12 protein-coding genes and 2 tRNA genes are annotated in these 16,755 nt (G+C 60.8%); 7 read left to right on the top strand and 7 right to left on the bottom strand.

What is annotated here, in order from left to right; genetic code table 11:
- Positions 1–38: 38 nt before the first annotated feature.
- From ACQRBV_RS13180 to ACQRBV_RS13165, 4 genes are all read left to right on the top strand, one after another.
- Positions 39–115, top strand: a tRNA-Met gene (locus ACQRBV_RS13180).
- A gap of 341 nt (positions 116–456) precedes the next feature.
- A tRNA-Met gene (locus ACQRBV_RS13175) sits at positions 457–533 on the top strand.
- 279 nt (positions 534–812) lie between these two features.
- Complete coding sequence (mprF, locus tag ACQRBV_RS13170; protein ID WP_244385143.1) at positions 813–3,455, top strand: bifunctional lysylphosphatidylglycerol flippase/synthetase MprF; 2,643 nt, start codon at positions 813–815, stop codon at positions 3,453–3,455.
- On the top strand, positions 3,455–4,741 hold the full coding sequence (locus tag ACQRBV_RS13165) for a virulence factor family protein (RefSeq protein ID WP_060754263.1): 1,287 nt from the start codon (positions 3,455–3,457) through the stop codon (positions 4,739–4,741). Before mprF ends, ACQRBV_RS13165 begins: the two co-directional genes overlap by 1 nt.
- A gap of 134 nt (positions 4,742–4,875) precedes the next feature.
- Here ACQRBV_RS13165 and recJ read toward each other — a convergent pair whose 3' ends face one another.
- Together recJ and ACQRBV_RS13155 are read right to left on the bottom strand one after the other, a co-directional pair.
- Positions 4,876–6,585 (bottom strand): single-stranded-DNA-specific exonuclease RecJ, encoded by a 1,710-nt coding sequence (recJ, locus tag ACQRBV_RS13160; RefSeq protein WP_060754264.1) that lies wholly within the window; start codon positions 6,583–6,585, stop codon positions 4,876–4,878.
- Between the two features lie 51 nt (positions 6,586–6,636).
- Positions 6,637–7,179: a YaeQ family protein gene (locus tag ACQRBV_RS13155; protein WP_090368781.1), complete on the bottom strand. Its 543-nt coding sequence runs from the start codon at positions 7,177–7,179 to the stop codon at positions 6,637–6,639.
- 149 nt (positions 7,180–7,328) lie between these two features.
- Here ACQRBV_RS13155 and ACQRBV_RS13150 point away from each other — a divergent pair, with 149 nt between their 5' ends.
- Entirely contained in the window at positions 7,329–8,528 is a 1,200-nt protein-coding gene (locus tag ACQRBV_RS13150; protein ID WP_090368779.1) for a CaiB/BaiF CoA transferase family protein, read from the top strand.
- The gene (locus ACQRBV_RS13145) at positions 8,528–9,412 is read left to right on the top strand and encodes a TIGR02285 family protein (RefSeq protein ID WP_411984805.1); all 885 of its coding nucleotides are present in this window, start codon (positions 8,528–8,530) and stop codon (positions 9,410–9,412) included. The genes ACQRBV_RS13150 and ACQRBV_RS13145 overlap by 1 nt, the downstream gene beginning before the upstream one ends.
- 170 nt (positions 9,413–9,582) lie before the next feature.
- Here the strand turns inward: ACQRBV_RS13145 and ACQRBV_RS13140 are convergent, their stop codons facing one another.
- The 5 genes from ACQRBV_RS13140 to xerD form a co-directional block, all read right to left on the bottom strand.
- On the bottom strand, positions 9,583–9,867 hold the full coding sequence (locus tag ACQRBV_RS13140) for a DUF3509 domain-containing protein (protein ID WP_060754268.1): 285 nt from the start codon (positions 9,865–9,867) through the stop codon (positions 9,583–9,585).
- 280 nt (positions 9,868–10,147) lie between these two features.
- Positions 10,148–11,557 carry a threonine synthase gene (gene thrC / locus ACQRBV_RS13135; RefSeq protein WP_060754269.1) on the bottom strand — a complete coding sequence of 470 codons (1,410 nt, stop codon included), beginning with the start codon at positions 11,555–11,557 and terminating at the stop codon, positions 10,148–10,150.
- Positions 11,558–11,624: 67 nt separating this feature from the next.
- On the bottom strand, positions 11,625–12,929 hold the full coding sequence (locus tag ACQRBV_RS13130) for a homoserine dehydrogenase (protein ID WP_060754270.1): 1,305 nt from the start codon (positions 12,927–12,929) through the stop codon (positions 11,625–11,627).
- A gap of 130 nt (positions 12,930–13,059) precedes the next feature.
- Positions 13,060–13,791, bottom strand: a complete 732-nt coding sequence (locus tag ACQRBV_RS13125; protein WP_060754271.1) for a thioredoxin fold domain-containing protein — start codon at positions 13,789–13,791, stop codon at positions 13,060–13,062.
- A gap of 150 nt (positions 13,792–13,941) precedes the next feature.
- On the bottom strand, positions 13,942–14,838 hold the full coding sequence (xerD, locus tag ACQRBV_RS13120; protein WP_090368769.1) for a site-specific tyrosine recombinase XerD: 897 nt from the start codon (positions 14,836–14,838) through the stop codon (positions 13,942–13,944).
- Positions 14,839–14,945: 107 nt separating this feature from the next.
- Here xerD and ACQRBV_RS13115 point away from each other — a divergent pair, with 107 nt between their 5' ends.
- A complete protein-coding gene (locus ACQRBV_RS13115; RefSeq protein WP_161549404.1) occupies positions 14,946–16,754 on the top strand; it encodes a cation:proton antiporter in 1,809 nt (602 codons plus the stop codon).
- The last annotated feature ends 1 nt before the right edge of the window (position 16,755 follow it).

Raw genomic sequence — 16,755 nt, 5'->3', positions numbered from 1 at the left:
ACACGGTGACATTCCTCTGTAGAATGCCGACCCACAGACGCGGGATGGAGCAGTCTGGTAGCTCGTCGGGCTCATAACCCGAAGGTCGTCGGTTCAAATCCGGCTCCCGCAACCAAACATCAAAAAAGGCTACTCGAAAGAGTGGCCTTTTTTGTGCGTGCTGATTTTTCCTTGTTAAGCCACTACGTGCTGCGGCATAACTCTGTAGTAGTGAGCGGGCTTGCCCCGCGCTGGGTGGCGCAGCCGCCCTAAACCCAGCCACCTCGGTCTTTCTGAAATCGCGCGGCGTCCTTGTTGGGGCGGCTACGCCACCCAGCGCGGGGCAAGCCCGCTCACTACAAAGCGTTTTCAATCGCGGGCTTAGGCCAGCCCGAGCGGCTGATTCACACTTATTTGACTCATTAGCCCATTAACGGTTGACACCTCGTCGCTGGACTGTAGAATGCCGCCCACAGACGCGGGATGGAGCAGCCTGGTAGCTCGTCGGGCTCATAACCCGAAGGTCGTCGGTTCAAATCCGGCTCCCGCAACCAAATATCAAGAAAGGCCACTCGAAAGAGTGGCCTTTTTTGTATCCTGTAAAAAAGTTCTTCTGAAACAATGGCATGGCATCTTTCATGAAACCGTACACGGTTTGCAGAGTCCATGTCATTGCAAGCTATGCTCAGTACTCAAGCAAGACCCTCTACGACCAATGGCCGCAGTCGCCGCTCCCGGCGATACGCGTTAATATTTGTAATTATTTTGTCCATAGGGATTGGTAACTTGGCTCGATACCTCCATCCTGTCGCGCACGATCCACGAGGTGATTGATGCGCGCCAACTCGTCTGAACCACAAGACACCGTCACAGCAGAACAACCGATCCCACCCACCCGCTTGCGCTGGATAGATCTGTTGAGCAAGTACCGCCAACCCATCGGGCTGGCCGTCACCCTGTTGCTGTTCGCAATCGCCCTGATCGCCTGCCGACACCTGTTGCTGGAACTGGACCTGTACGCCCTCCACGACTCGATCCTGGAAGTGCCCAAGCCGGCGCTGCTGGGTGCGTTTGCCGCAGCGGTCGCCGGCTTTATCATTCTATTGGGCTATGAATTTTCCGGCGCACGCTATGCCGGCGTGACACTGCCCGCCAAAACCCTGGCCATGGGCGGTTTCACTGCCTTTGCGATCGGCAATGCCATTGGCCTGTCGATGCTCTCGGGCGGTTCGGTGCGCTATCGTTTATATGCCCGCCACGGTATCGGGGCCTCTGAAGTCGCCCACATGACCGTGTTCGCCAGCCTGGCCCTGGGCACCGCCTTGCCGCCGCTGGCCGCATTGGCCACGCTGAGCAACCTGCCGGCGGCGTCCACCTACCTGCATTTGCCGCAAAGCTTGCTGGGCGGTATTGCCGGCGCGGTGCTGGTGCTGTCGGCGGTGCTGTGCATCGGCATTTATCGCCGCCGCCTGCCCGAACAGCCTTACCCGGACAATCTGCTGGTCAAGGCCGGGCGTCGTACTTTGCGCCTGCCAGGCCGTCGCCTGACCTTCCTGCAATTGATCATTACCGCATTGGACGTCGCCGCTGCCGCGACCGTCCTTTATATGCTGTTGCCAGAAGCCCCGCCGTTTGGCCCGTTCCTGCTGGTGTACCTGCTGGCCCTGGCCGCAGGCGTGCTCAGCCATGTACCGGGCGGTGTCGGCGTGTTCGAAGCCATTCTGCTGGCCGCGTTCGCCGACAAACTCGGCGCGGCACCGCTGGCGGCAGCCTTGCTCTTGTACCGCATGATCTACGTGGTACTGCCGCTGTTGATCGCCTGTATCTTCCTGCTGGTCAACGAAGCCCAACGCCTGTTCCAGACCCAGCAGAGCCTGCGGGTGGCATCCGGTCTCGCGGCGCCCGTACTGGCCGTACTGGTTTTTTTGTCCGGCGTGGTCCTGCTGTTTTCCGGCGCAACCCCGGAAATCGACTCACGCCTGGAAAACATCGGTTTCCTGATTCCCCACCGCCTGATTGACGCCTCGCACTTTGGTGCCAGCCTGATCGGCGTACTGTGCCTGCTGCTCGCCCAGGGCTTGCGTCGACGCTTGTCCGCCGCCTGGATGCTGACCATGGTGCTGCTGTTGACCGGCGCCCTGCTCTCCCTGCTCAAAGGCTTCGACTGGGAAGAAGCCAGCCTGATGATCATGACCGCCGTGCTGCTGGCGATCTTCCGTCGTTCGTTCTACCGCGCCAGCCGCTTGACCGAACTGCCGTTCTCGCCGTTGTACCTGGTGGCCAGCGTGTGCGTGCTGGGGGCCTCGATCTGGCTGCTGCTGTTCGCCTATCAAGACGTACCTTACAGCCACCAGTTGTGGTGGCAATTCACCCTGGATGCCAACGCCCCACGCGGCCTGCGCTCGCTGCTGGGCGCGGCGGTGCTGCTGGTGATCGTCTCGCTGACCTGGTTGCTGCGTACCGCACGCCCGGTCATTCACTTGCCGACACCGGATGAACTGGAACGCGCCACCAGGATCCTGATGGCCTCCTCCCAGCCCGATGGCGGCCTGGCACTGACCGGCGACAAGGCGTTGCTGTTCCACCCCAACGACGAAGCCTTCCTGATGTACGCCCGTCGCGGGCGCAGCCTGGTGGCCTTGTATGACCCGATCGGGCCGACCCAGCCGCGTGCCGAAATGATCTGGCAGTTCCGCGACCTGTGCGACATCCATCATGCCCGCCCAGTGTTCTATCAGGTACGTGCCGAGAACCTGCCGTACTACATGGATATCGGCCTCACCGCGATCAAGCTGGGCGAAGAGGCCCGCGTCGACCTGAAACGCTTTGACCTGGAAGCCAAGGGCAAAGAGATGAAGGACCTGCGCTACACCTGGAACCGTGGCACCCGGGATGGTCTGTCCCTGGAGATCTTCGATCAGGGCCAGGCCCCGATGGATGAACTCAAAGTCATCTCCGATGCCTGGCTGACCGGCAAGAACGTACGGGAAAAAGGCTTCTCCCTGGGACGCTTCAGCGACGACTACCTCAAGCACTTCAGAATTGCGATCGTCCGCTTCGAAGGGCGCCCGGTGGCCTTCGCCAACCTGCTCGAGACTTACAACCACGACCTGGCCAGCCTCGACCTGATGCGCGCCCACCCCGACGCGCCCAAGCTGACCATGGAATTCATGATGGTTGGCCTGATTCAACACTATAAGAACCATGACTACGCCCGCTTCAGCCTCGGCATGGTGCCCTTGTCAGGCTTGCAGCCACGCCGCGGTGCCCCACTGACCCAGCGTCTGGGTTCGATGGTGTTCCGTCGTGGCGAGCAACTGTATAACTTCCAAGGTTTGCGCCGCTTCAAAGACAAGTTCCAGCCCGACTGGGAACCCCGTTACATGGCCGTGCCCGCAGGACTTGATCCGCTGGTGGCACTGGCCGATACCGCCGCCCTGATTGCAGGCGGCTTGACTGGATTGGTGAAACGCTGATGATTCGACGCTCCTGGCGGTATGTATTGGCCATCGTAGTGCTGCTCGTCCTGATTGCAGGCGGTGGCTATTGGTACTGGAACCGCCCTGCCCCGCAACCGATCCTGGAACAATTGCCTCAGGCCGATGGTTCGGTGATGACCCGCGTAACCCCCAACGGCACACCGAAAGCCCGCGTGGCGGTAGCCGTGCTGGCCGATGAAGTCCTGAGCGACAGCCAGCTGATTGCCCTGAGCCAGGGCGGCAAGGCACAAATCGTTCAGGTCATCCTGCCAAAGGGTGACTGCACGTTGCAGGAACAAGCGCTGCAAAGCGCTCTGGGCCAGCTTAAAGGCCCGGCGACCCTGGTCAGCGGTATCGGCCCGGGTGCGGCACTGGCATGGCGCTGGCTCGCCACACAGAACGATGACAAGGCCAACGCTATCTCCGTCGGTTTCGCTTTAGTGCAGGAAGGTTGCAAGGACCCGCTGCCGAAAACCGCCGCCCATGGCAACTGGCTGGTGGCCTGGAACGACAACCCCGACGACGAGAGCGCCAGTTTCGTACGTGATACCCCGCGCGCGACCACCAGCATCAGCGACTACGACATTCACTACCCACAAGTGCTGAACAACGAACTGCGCAAGCAACTGGTGGGTTCGGACAACGGCGGCCTGGCGATTCCCGTGGTTGAAGTGCCGGCCGGCCAAGCCAAGGACACCGTCACCCTGTTCCTCTCCGGTGATGGCGGCTGGCGCGACCTGGACCGCGACGTAGCCGGTGAAATGGCCAAGATCGGCTACCCGGTCGTCGGTATCGACACCCTGCGCTACTACTGGCAGCACAAGACCCCTGAGCAAAGCGCCAAGGACCTCACCGAACTGATGCAACACTACCGGCAGAAGTGGGGCACCAAGCGCTTCGTACTGACCGGCTACTCGTTCGGTGCCGATGTGCTGCCTGCCATCTACAACCGCATGCCGGAAAACGAACAGCAACGGGTTGACGCGATCATCCTGCTGGCCTTCGCGCGTACCGGCAGCTTTGAAATCGAAGTGGAAGGCTGGCTGGGCAACGCGGGCAAAGAAGCCGCTACCGGCCCGGAAATGGCCAAGCTGCCGGCTGACAAAGTGGTGTGCATCTACGGCGCCGAAGAAGTCGACGAGAGCGGCTGCACCGACAAGACTGCCGTGGGCGAAGCCGTGAAGCTGCCAGGCGGGCATCACTTTGATGAGAACTACCCGGCACTGGCCAAGCGCCTGGTGGATATCATCGTGAAGCACCAGGCCAAGGACAAAACCGAGTAATTCCTTTACACCCAACAAACTGTGGGAGGGGGCTTGCTCCCGATAGCGGCAAGTCAGTCACATCATCGTTGACTGACACACCGTAATCGGGAGCAAGCCCCCTCCCACTGTTGTTTTGGGGGTGTTGCTCAGATCTAGCGCGGTTCTATGTGCGCAATCATCAACTGCACTGTTTCATTGCCTCGAAACTCGTTCACATCCAGCTTGTAGGCCAACTCAACCCAACGCACGCTCGGGTTCGGCCAGACCTCTCGGTCCACACCAAACGCAATGCCATCAAGCTTCACCGACCCGCATTCGCTCTTGAGCACTACTTTCAGGTGCCGCTCACCGACCACGCGCTGCTCCACCAACTGGAACACCCCGTGAAACAACGGCTCCGGGAAGTGTTGCCCCCAAGGCCCGGCATGTCGCAGTGCGCGTGCCAGCTCCAGATGAAATTCTTCCACCGCCAGCGTGCCGTCAGACAGCAGGCGCCCCGTAAGGTCTTCCTCACGCAGTTGCCGACGTACTTCAGCATCAAACGCTTGGGCAAACAGTGGGAAATTCGCCTCGGGCAACGTCAGGCCAGCCGCCATCGCGTGGCCGCCGTATTTGGTGATCAGGTTGGGATGCTGGCTCGCCACGACGGCCAGCGCATCACGGATATGAAAACCCTGTACGGAGCGCCCAGAGCCCTTGAGCAGCCCATCACCGGCATCGGCAAAAGCGATGGTCGGGCGGAAATAGCGTTCTTTCATGCGTGACGCCAGAATGCCGATGACACCCTGGTGCCACTCCGGGTCGAACAGACACAAGCCATAAGGCATCGACTCCACCGGCAAGTCCTTGAGCTGAGCCAGCGCCTCGCGCTGCATGCCTTGCTCAATGGATTTGCGGTCCTGGTTCATGCCATCAAGTTGCGCAGCCATTTCCCGTGCCGCGGCAAAGTCGCTCGTGAGCAGGCACTCAATGCCCAGGCTCATGTCATCCAGGCGCCCGGCAGCGTTGAGCCGTGGCCCCAGGATAAAACCGAGGTCGGTGGACGTAATGCGCGCGTGATCACGCTTGGCGACTTCGAGGATCGCCTTGATCCCCGGCCGGGCGCGACCGGCACGGATACGCTCCAGCCCCTGATGCACCAGGATGCGATTATTGGCATCCAACGGCACCACGTCGGCGACACTGCCCAAGGCCACGAGGTCGAGCAATTCACCGATATTCGGTTGCGGCTGGCTGTCGTACCAGCCCAGGCTGCGCAAACGGGCGCGCAGGGCCATCAATACGTAAAAGATCACCCCTACGCCGGCCAGCGCCTTGCTGGGAAACTCGCAGCCCGGCTGGTTCGGGTTGACGATGGCATCCGCCGCCGGCAACTCATCCCCGGGCAAGTGGTGGTCAGTGACCAGCACCTTCAAACCCGCCGCCTTCGCCGCCGCCACGCCTTCGACGCTGGAAATGCCGTTGTCCACGGTAATCAGCAACTGCGGCTGACGCTGCAGCGCCACTTGGACAATTTCCGGGGTCAAACCGTACCCATACTCGAATCGGTTCGGCACCAGGTAATCCACATGGGCCGCCCCCAGCAGACGCAGGCCCAGGGTGCCCACGGTGCTGGCCGTGGCGCCGTCGGCATCGAAGTCACCGACGATCAGGATGCGCTGGCGCTGCTCCAGGGCCGTCACCAACAGGTCTACCGCCGCGTCGATGCCCTTGAGCTGCTGGTAGGGAATCAACCGCGCCAGGCTCTTGTCCAGCTCGGCTTGCGACTGCACCCCGCGTGCGGCGTACAGACGGGTCAACAACGGTGGCAAGTCACCGAGAAACGGCAGGACAGCAGGCAACGGGCGAGGATCGATACGCATGGGACGCTTGGGAAATCTCTTTGGGTAAATGAGGAACTGGCTGGCTTGTTTTCAACCGCGCTCGCCGGCCAGCCATTGCAATTGCACTTCGTGCTGCCCACGGTCGTCGGTGACGAACATCGTGCCTTCGCTGATCATCACATCCCACTTGATAACGCGGGGCATGTCCTTGGCCAGGGTCTCGAGGACGTCCTGCGGCACGGCCGCGATATTTACGTTCTTCAGGTTGTTCGCCACCGGGACCACCTTGCCTTCCCACACACGCAGGCTGCCATAGGCCAAAAGGCTGGTGCGCTCGGTACGGCGTGAACACCAGGTCAGGCGGTCGGCGTCAGGTTGGCCGACTTCTATCCAGTGCAGAACACGGTCATCCAGACTTTTTTCCCACAGGGCCGGCTCGTCTACATCTGACAGACCGCGGCCAAACGTCAACTGCTCGTTGTACCAGAGGGCATAGGCCAGCAGGCGTACAGTCATGCGTTCTTCGGTTTCCGAAGGGTGGCGGGCAATGGTCTGCTTGACGTTTTCGTACACCGAACGGTCAAGGTCGGTGAGGTTGAGTTCGAATTTGTAGGTCGTGGACGGCTGGGCCATGAACGGGCTTCTAGTAGACTGGGAAAGGTTGCCAGTCTACCCGATGCGAGGGCCATTCAACGAATACTGCGCTGCATCATCCTTATCCGTGCGCCGCTCGCCTATGTTAAAAGGCATCACACCACCGTCCTGAGCAGACAAGGAACCTCATGTCGTTTAATGCCAAACCACTCGCCGGCCTGAAAGTCATCGAATTGGGCACCCTGATCGCCGGCCCGTTTGCGTCGCGTATCTGTGCCGAATTTGGTGCAGAGGTCATCAAGGTCGAATCTCCGGACGGCGGCGACCCGCTGCGCAAATGGCGCAAGCTGTATGAAGGCACCTCGTTGTGGTGGTTTGTGCAGGCGCGCAACAAGCAGTCACTGACGCTGAACCTCAAGCATCCGGACGGCCTGGCGATCCTCAAGCAGCTGTTGGCGGACGCCGACATCCTGATCGAAAACTTCCGCCCCGGCGTCCTGGAGAAACTCGGCCTCAATTGGGAAACCCTGCACGCACTGAACCCAAAACTGGTGATGGTGCGTCTGTCCGGCTTCGGCCAGACAGGGCCGATGAAGGACCAGCCGGGTTTCGGCGCGGTGGGTGAGTCCATGGGCGGCTTGCGCTACATCACCGGCTTCGAAGATCGTCCGCCGGTGCGTACCGGGATTTCCATCGGTGATTCGATTGCCGCGTTGTGGGCGGTCATCGGCGCGTTGATGGCGTTGCGTCATCGGGAGGTCAACGGTGGCCTGGGGCAGGTGGTGGACGTGGCGTTGTATGAAGCCATTTTCGCGATGATGGAAAGCATGATTCCGGAGTTCGACGTGTTCGGGTTCATCCGCGAGCGCACCGGCAACATCATGCCGGGCATCACACCCTCCTCGATCCATACCAGTGCCGATGGCAAGCACGTACAGATCGGCGCCAATGGCGATGCGATCTTTAAACGCTTCATGGCCGCCATTGGCCGTGAGGACTTGGCCAACGATCCGCAACTGGCCGGCAACGATGGGCGCGACAGCCGTCGTGATGAACTCTACGGCGTGATTGATCGCTGGGTCAATTCGCTGCCGCTGGCTCAAGTGATAGAAGTCCTGAACCAAGCCGAGGTGCCCGCCAGTCGCATCTACAGCGCTGAAGACATGCTGGGCGACCCACAATTTCTGGCCCGCGAGATGTTCCTCAAGGCACAGCTGCCGGACGGCAAGGACTTCAAGATGCCGGGGATCGTGCCCAAGCTCTCGGACACACCGGGCAGTTGTGAATGGGTCGGGCCGCAGTTGGGCGAGCACAACAACACCGTGCTCAATAAGCTGGGCTACGACGCCGCCGCCATTACCCGTCTGCGTGAGGATGGCGCGATCTGATGACTCGCCGCGCCCTGCGCAGGTTCATGTACGCGTGCCTGGCCAGCGTGATAACCCTCAGTTGGCCCCTATCGGCCAGCGCCGAAGACACACTGACTTGGCTGCTGCGCGACCTGCCACCACTGACTATCTTCGAAGGACCGCAAAAAGATCATGGGGCACTGGACCACCTGATACCGATGCTTGAAGCGCAGCTGCCGGAATATCACCATCAGGTGCTGCACGTGAATCGTGCCCGCGGCATGCAGATGCTGCGCAACCCATCATTGACCTGCGACCCCTCAGTGCTGTGGACCCAGGAGCGAGCAGCGTACGTGGCCTTTTCCGAACAGGCATTCGTGGTACTCAGCAATGGGGTGATGATCCGTCGCAGCCAGCGGGAAGCGATGGCACCGTTTATCGTCGATGGGAAGTTTGACCTGCAGGCATTCCTGCAAACCCCCGACGCCCGCCTTGGGGCCATCGCTGAGCGCAGCTACGGACCGGCGATCGACGAGCGCCTCAAGCAGACCGATTCGCACAAGCTCGCCCTGCATTACGGTAATGACGCCCTGGGCAGCCTGCTGCAAATGCAACGCCTGGGCCGGTTGGAAGCCGTGCTTGGTTACTGGACGGAAATCCGCTACCAGGCCACACGACAGGGCATAGCCCCTGATGACCTGATGTTCCTTGCGATAAAAGGCGCTGCGCCTTACCAACGCATCTACATCGGATGTTCGGACACCGTCGAGGGGCGCCGGGCCATCGCGCGGGTCAATCAGGCACTGGAAGGCCTGCCACAGGCCAATGTGCAGAACGCCTATGCGCTATGGCTCGACCCGCACATGCGCGAGCGGTATTTGAAGGACAACCCGCACTTTTTCCAGGTTTCGCCGCTGCCCTGACAAATTTCAGGCAAAAAGAAACCCCGAGCAGTGGGGAGACAACTCGGGGTTAAACGTGGCCTACAAAGACCAGTACAGCAAGCCACAAACACCGGAGCACAATGTTTGCTCTTGCTGTTAAAAAATCTGACCGAACTTGCTGTGGGAAGTTTCCACAGATGAACAATTCTTCATGCGCAGGCTGTGCTGCGGGTCTGGGCAGCGTTGCGCAAGGCCGCGATCACCGACGGCTCCAGGCGCCCCTCAGCAATCTTCAGGTCACGCAGCAGGCAATCCACCACGTCCACCAGGACGCGCTTATCGGTCAATTGTGCGCGATCGACTTCACGCTCCACCACGATGGCGCCGGCAGGGTTCTTCACAGTGACCAGGCACTCGTCCTGCACACCCGCGGTGGTCAACGTAACCTGATAAGGGCTCAGTGCTTCTTCGAGCAATAGGCTGATACTTTCCATCTCGATCACCACTCAATAGTTCGGGAACAATCGTTTCAACGGGAGCTGCATCTATCCTAAGTGACTGGTTGTGACGTAGGAAAGTTCGCTTTTTCGTCTTTATGGGGCCGTTAGGGTGTGACTTGGACCAGCATGCGCTTGCAACATGACAACGAAAAAACGGCCGCACCTAAGTGCTTACGCACGGGGGACTGTTTTTCGGGGTGTCCGAGGACGCCAGAAACAAAAACGCCGCTGACCCAGGGAAGGGAAAGCGGCGTTTTTGCCTACGTGGTTTGCCTTACAGCGGCTTACCGCGGTTGCCATGCTGGCTGACAAACGCCTGTACAGCCTTCAGGTCATTGGCCAACACCGTGCAACGCTCTTCACGCTCGAACAGGTCAGTCAGGTGCGCCGGCAGTTCCAACGCCTTGCCCACCCCGGCCTTCTCCACCGCTTCCGGGAATTTTACCGGGTGAGCAGTGCCGAGGATCACCATCGGGATATCCAGGCTGCGACGGCATTCACGGGCGGCCTTCACGCCGATGGCGGTATGCGGGTCAAGCAGTTCGCCAGTCTGGGCATAGACTTCAGCGATGGTTTCGCAGGTCTGCGCATCGTCCACGGCCAGGGAGTCGAACAGTTTGCGGGTCTCGGTCCAGCGCTCCTGCTCGACGCTGAAACCACCACCGCTTTTGAAGTTGTCCATCAAGCCGGCAATGGCTGCGCCGTTGCGCCCGTGCATGTCGAACAGCAGGCGTTCGAAGTTCGACGACACCATGATGTCCATGGAAGGCGACAAGGTGGCGTGCAGGGTTTCCTTGACGTACTGGTTGCCGCTCATGAAGCGGTGCAGGATGTCGTTGCGATTGGTGGCGACGATCAACTGGTTGATCGGCAAGCCCATATTGCGCGCCAGGTAACCGGCGAAGATGTCGCCGAAGTTGCCGGTCGGCACCGAGAACGACACCGAACGCGTCGGCCCGCCCAACTGCAGGGAGGCGTGGAAGTAGTAGACGATCTGGGCCATGATGCGCGCCCAGTTGATCGAGTTCACTGCCACCAAGCGGGTGCCTTTCAGGAAGCTCTGGTCGGCGAAGCTGTTCTTGACCATTTCCTGGCAGTCATCGAAATTGCCTTCGATGGCGATGTTATGGATGTTGTCACCCAAAATACTGGTCATCTGGCGACGCTGCACCTCCGACACGCGCTTGTGCGGGTGCAGGATGAAGATGTCGACGTTTTCGCAGTGCTTGCATCCCTCGATAGCCGCCGAGCCGGTATCACCGGAGGTCGCGCCGATAATCACCACACGCTCGCCGCGCTTCTCCAGCACGTAGTCGAGCAGGCGACCCAGCAATTGCAAGGCGAAGTCCTTGAACGCCAAGGTCGGGCCGTGGAACAGCTCGAGTACCCACTCGTTGCCGTTCAGTTGACGCAATGGCGCGATGGCGTTGTGGGAAAACACACCGTACGTCTCTTCCAGGATCTTCTTGAAATCCGCGTCCGGAATGCTGCCGGTAACGAACGGGCGCATCACCCGGAACGCCAGTTCGTGGTACGGCAGGCCGGCCCACGAAGCGATTTCTTCCTGGGTGAAACGTGGCAGGTTTTCCGGCACGTACAGGCCGCCGTCAGTGGCAAGGCCCGCCAGCAAAACGTCTTCGAAATTCAGGGCCGGTGCCTGGCCGCGGGTGCTGATATAACGCATGACTGGCTCCTCTAAAACATTCTCGAACAGAGGCCGCCGCACACACGGGGCCTCTGGATCAAATCGGTTAGCTCAAGTGTTCGACACGAATGCGTACCACCGGGCCGACCACGCCCTGCAGGGCTTCCAGCGCGGTGATGGCATCGTTGATATGCTGCTCGAGCACGCGATGGGTCAGCAGGATCATCGGCACCTGGCCGTTCTGTTCCTCGACTTCCTTCTGCATGATCGACTCGATGTTGATACCGCGCTCCGACAGGATGCTCGCCACCTGGGCCAATACGCCCGGGTGATCCTTGGCCTGGATGCGCAGGTAGTAGGCACTTTCGCAAGCCTCGATCGGCAGGATCGGATGTGCCGACAGCGAATCCGGCTGGAAGGCCAGGTGCGGTACACGGTTTTCCGGGTCGCTGGTCATGGCGCGAACCACGTCCACCAGGTCGGCGATCACCGACGAAGCGGTCGGCTCCATGCCGGCGCCAGCGCCATAGAACAGGGTCGAGCCCGCCGCGTCACCGTTGACCATCACCGCGTTCATCACCCCATTGACGTTGGCGATCAGGCGATCGGCCGGGATCAGGGTCGGGTGTACACGCAACTCGATACCGGCCGCAGTGCTGCGCGCCACGCCCAGGTGCTTGATGCGGTAGCCCAGGGCTTCGGCGTAGTTCACGTCGGCGGTGGTCAGCTTGGTGATCCCCTCGGTGTAGGCTTTGTCGAACTGCAGCGGGATACCAAAGGCGATGGACGCCAGGATGGTCAGCTTGTGGGCGGCGTCGATGCCTTCGACGTCGAACGTCGGGTCGGCCTCGGCATAACCCAGGGCCTGGGCTTCGGCCAGCACGTCTTCGAAGGTACGGCCCTTCTCGCGCATTTCGGTGAGGATGAAGTTGCCGGTGCCGTTGATGATGCCGGCCACCCAGTTGATACGGTTGGCGGAAAGGCCCTCACGGATCGCCTTGATCACCGGGATGCCGCCCGCCACGGCGGCTTCGAACGCAACGATCACGCCCTTCTCGCGGGCCTTGGCGAAGATTTCGTTGCCGTGTACGGCGATCAGCGCCTTGTTGGCGGTGACCACGTGCTTGCCATTCTCGATGGCCTTGAGCACCAGCTCACGCGCCACGGTGTAGCCGCCGACCAGTTCGATGACGATATCGATTTCAGGGTTGGTGGCCACTTCGAAGACATCGTTGGTAATCGCGATACCGGTCGTTTGGAACTGAGGCTTTGGCGAACGCGTGGCAATTTGCGCCACTTCAATCCCACGCCCGGCGCGGCGGGAAATTTCTTCGGCGTTACGCTGAAGTACGTTGAAGGTACCGCCACCGACGGTCCCTAACCCACAGATGCCTACTTTGACCGGTTTCACTGAAGAACTCCCCATGAAACGGCCGACGCTAGGTCGGCCGTGGAAAACAGCCGCACGACTGCGGCTTTCAATTTGATGGCCCGTCGATCTGTCGGCGGGCCATGGTCGTCAAAGGTTCGACGACGCTGATTTACTTGGCGCTCAGAGCCAGTTTGGCAACTTGTGGTGCCGGCTGGTAGCCCGGAATTACCTGACCGTCAGCCAAAACGATGGCCGGTGTACCGTTCACGCCGATTGACTGGCCCAGTGCGAACTGCTTGGAAACCGGATTGGCACATTTGGCCGCCTTGATTTCCTTGCCATCGACCATCTTGTCCATGGCCGCCTTCTTGTCGGTCGAGCACCACACCGCCTGCAATTGCTCGTCACCCGGCGAGCCCAGGCCCTGGCGCGGGAACGCGACGTAGCGGACTTCCACGCCGAGCTTGTTCAGCGCAGGCACTTCGGCATGCAGCTTGTGGCAGTACGGGCAGGTGGTGTCGGTGAATACGGTGATGTGGGTCTTGGTCTCGCCAATGGCCGGGTAGACCACGGTTTCAGCCACCGGGATACCGTTGATCAGCTTGGACACACCCAGGCGCTCGGCTTTTTCGGTCAGGTTGACCGGCTTGCCGTCCTTGAGCTGGAACAGGTAGCCCTGGACGATGTACTGGCCATCGGCACTGGCATACAGCACACGGCTGCCCTTGAGCTTGACTTCATACAGGCCGGCCATGGGGCTGGCGCTGATGCTTTCGATCGGGGTGTCGAGTTGCAGGTTGGCCAGGCTTTTGCGGATGGTCTGCTCGGCGGCGTCATCGGCGAATGCGAAGGTGGAAACCAACGCAATGGCTGCGGCGGCAATAATCTGGGTCAAGCGCATGGGAACTCCTGAAGGCAGATGCAGGGACGGGTGCGGAGCACCGCTTGAAGACACCGGGCTATAAACACAGGCGCCGTCCCCCTTACTAACCGGCAAAGCCTACCACAGTTGGGCCGCAGGGCAGCCCGTAGCCGGATAAATTGGCGGTTTTCAGCCACGCGGGTGATGTTTGGCATGCATGTCCTGCAAACGCGCACGCGCGACGTGGGTGTAGATCTGGGTTGTGGATAAGTCGCTGTGGCCCAGCAACATTTGCACGACCCGCAAATCCGCCCCATGGTTGAGCAAATGGGTGGCAAAGGCGTGACGCAATGTATGGGGTGACAACGCTTTGCCAATCCCGGCCACTTTGGCCTGGTACTTGATGCGGTGCCAGAAGGTCTGGCGGGTCATCTGCTCGCCGCGCAGGCTGGGAAACAGTACATCACTGGGCCGCCCACCGAGCAGTTCGCTGCGGGCATCGCGCATATAGCGCTCGACCCACACGATCGCTTCCTCGCCCATCGGCACCAAGCGCTCCTTGCTCCCCTTGCCCATCACCCGCAATACCCCCTGGCGCAGATTGACCTGCTCCAGGGTCAGGCTGATCAGTTCAGTCACCCGCAGGCCGCAGGCATACAGCACTTCGAGCATGGCGCGATCACGCTGGCCGATGGCCTCGCTGAGGTCGGGCGCGGCGAGCAAGGCATCCACATCGGCTTCCGACAAGGATTTGGGAAGAGGCCTACCGAGTTGCGGCATGTCGACCTGCAGGGTCGGGTCGACAGCGATCAGCTTTTCCCGCAGCAAGTAGCGATAAAAACCACGCACACCAGAGAGAAATCGTGCAGTGGACCGCGGCTTGTAGTTTTGCTCCAGGCGCCAGGCCAGATGATCCAGGATCAACTCGCGACCGGCATTGATCAGTTCGAGATTTTTCTCCTGCAACCAGCCATTGAACAGGGCCAAATCGCTGCGGTAGGCCTGGCGGGTGTTGTCCGACAAGCCTTTCTCCAGCCATAAAGCGTCAAGGAAGCGGTCGATCAGCGGGTGGTCAATGGCAGGCATGGGCACTCAAGCGGCGCAGCACAGGGCTTTGCGCGAATTATTTAGTGAACTGTGACAAGGCCCACTAGTCTTTCATAGCCCGCTATTTCAAGGAACAGGGAGCTTCAATGAACGAACAACAGATCCTGCTGGCACTGGGCGGCATTGGTGTAGCCGCACTGGCCTGCCAATGGCTGGCATGGCGCCTGAAACTTCCAGCCATCCTGTTTCTGTTGTTGAGCGGCATCCTGGCGGGCCCGGTGCTGGGCTGGCTCAATCCCCAGGAAATGTTCGGCCCGCTGCTGATGCCCCTGGTATCCCTGGCCGTGGCACTGATTCTGTTTGAAGGCAGCCTCACCCTGCACCTCTCGGAATGGAAGGAAATCGGCAGCGTCGTCCATCGCCTGGTCACGCTCGGCGCCCTGTCGACATGGGCGGTGATTACCGTTGCCACCCATTGGCTGCTGGGGTTCGACTGGCTGCTCGCCCTCTTGTTCGGCACCCTGACCCTGGTCACCGGGCCCACCGTGATTGTGCCCATGCTGCGGGTGGTGCGCCCCAAGGCGTCCATCGCCAATATCCTGCGCTGGGAGGGCATTGTCATTGACCCGATCGGCGCGCTGCTGGCCGTGGTGGTCTACAGCTTCATCATCGCCCGCGCATCGGGCGACGGCCTCAGCCACAGCCTGCTGACCTTCGGTGGGGTCATCCTGTGCGGCAGCCTGTTCGGTATTGCCGGCGGCTGGGTGCTGGGGCAGATCATGCGTCGGCAATGGCTGCCCGAATACCTGCACAACCTGGCCACACTGGCGGGGGTGTTGGGGATATTCATCGCCGCCAACCTGGTGATGCATGAGTCCGGCCTGCTGGCGGTGACCCTCATGGGCATGTGGATGGCCAATATGAAGGGCGTGGATGTGCGGCACATCCTGCACTTCAAGGAAAACCTCAGCGTGCTGCTGATCTCCGGGCTATTCATTCTGCTGGCAGCGCGCCTGGACCTGAATGCCTTGATCGCCTTGGGGCCGCTGGTGCTGATTCTGTTGCTGGTCATTCAATTTATCGCACGCCCCTTGAACGTCGTGCTTTCAACCTGGGGTTCCGGGCTGAATTGGCGCGAGCGTGCGCTGCTGTCATGGATCGCCCCACGCGGGATCGTGGCCGCAGCGGTTTCAGCGATCTTCGCCATTCGCCTGGATGAGGCGGGCCATGAAGGCGCATTACTCCTGGTTCCACTGACGTTCGCCGTGATCATCGGCACCGTGGTCCTGCAAAGCGCCACGGCACGCCCGCTGGCCCGTCTGCTGAAAGTCGCCGAGCCTGCGCCCAGCGGTTTTCTGATCGTCGGTGCGAATGGCCCGGCGCGCATCCTGGGCAAGGCCCTGCAGCAACTGGGCAGCCGCGTGTTGCTGACCGACTCAAGCTGGGAAAACATCCGCGCCAGCCGCATGGAAGGACTGCCCACTTACTTCGGCAATCCTGCTTCACAACACGCCGAATCGCATCTGGATCTGGTTGGGCTGGGGCACCTGTTGGCACTCTCCCCCTCCGGCGAGCTGAATACCCTGGCCGCCATGCGTTTTCGCCACGACTTCGGCCATCGCCTGTTCGCCTTGGCCAGCAGCCAGGAAAGCCGCCGCACCGATAAACACAAGGCCAGCCACGAGCACCGCGGGCACTTGCTGGGCAGTCAACCCTTGAGCTATACCAAACTCGCCAGCCTGTTGGGCCAGGGCGCCGAGCTATACAGCACGCATCTCACGGAGGGGTTTGGGCTGGAGCAGTACCAGGCACTGCATGGTGATCGCGCGACACTGCTGTTTGCCCGCGATACCAGCGGCTGGGTGCACGTCATCACCCCGGACAGCAGCTTGAAGCCCACCGCCGGCTGGACCTTGCTGGCAGTGATCCAACCGCAAACCTGCGCAGCCGGATAAA

Origin of the sequence: Pseudomonas sp. R11F (assembly GCF_050312575.1) — a bacterium.
Classification (GTDB): domain Bacteria; phylum Pseudomonadota; class Gammaproteobacteria; order Pseudomonadales; family Pseudomonadaceae; genus Aquipseudomonas; species Aquipseudomonas palleroniana.
Note: the sequence above shows the minus strand (reverse complement) of the source record. Positions and strands in the feature narration are given on the sequence as shown.

Excerpts from the sequence above, each read along its gene's own strand:
- xerD (WP_090368769.1), bottom strand. The coding sequence starts at position 14,838 with ATGCCTGCCATTGACCACCCGCTGATCGACCGCTTCCTTGACGCTTTA.
- ACQRBV_RS13155 (WP_090368781.1), bottom strand. The coding sequence starts at position 7,179 with ATGGCCCAGCCGTCCACGACCTACAAATTCGAACTCAACCTCACCGAC.
- ACQRBV_RS13140 (WP_060754268.1), bottom strand. The coding sequence starts at position 9,867 with ATGGAAAGTATCAGCCTATTGCTCGAAGAAGCACTGAGCCCTTATCAG.
- ACQRBV_RS13125 (WP_060754271.1), bottom strand. The coding sequence starts at position 13,791 with ATGCGCTTGACCCAGATTATTGCCGCCGCAGCCATTGCGTTGGTTTCC.
- ACQRBV_RS13145 (WP_411984805.1), top strand. The coding sequence starts at position 8,528 with ATGACTCGCCGCGCCCTGCGCAGGTTCATGTACGCGTGCCTGGCCAGC.
- mprF (WP_244385143.1), top strand. The coding sequence starts at position 813 with ATGCGCGCCAACTCGTCTGAACCACAAGACACCGTCACAGCAGAACAA.
- recJ (WP_060754264.1), bottom strand. The coding sequence starts at position 6,585 with ATGCGTATCGATCCTCGCCCGTTGCCTGCTGTCCTGCCGTTTCTCGGT.
- ACQRBV_RS13150 (WP_090368779.1), top strand. The coding sequence starts at position 7,329 with ATGTCGTTTAATGCCAAACCACTCGCCGGCCTGAAAGTCATCGAATTG.
- ACQRBV_RS13165 (WP_060754263.1), top strand. The coding sequence starts at position 3,455 with ATGATTCGACGCTCCTGGCGGTATGTATTGGCCATCGTAGTGCTGCTC.
- ACQRBV_RS13115 (WP_161549404.1), top strand. The coding sequence starts at position 14,946 with ATGAACGAACAACAGATCCTGCTGGCACTGGGCGGCATTGGTGTAGCC.
- thrC (WP_060754269.1), bottom strand. The coding sequence starts at position 11,557 with ATGCGTTATATCAGCACCCGCGGCCAGGCACCGGCCCTGAATTTCGAA.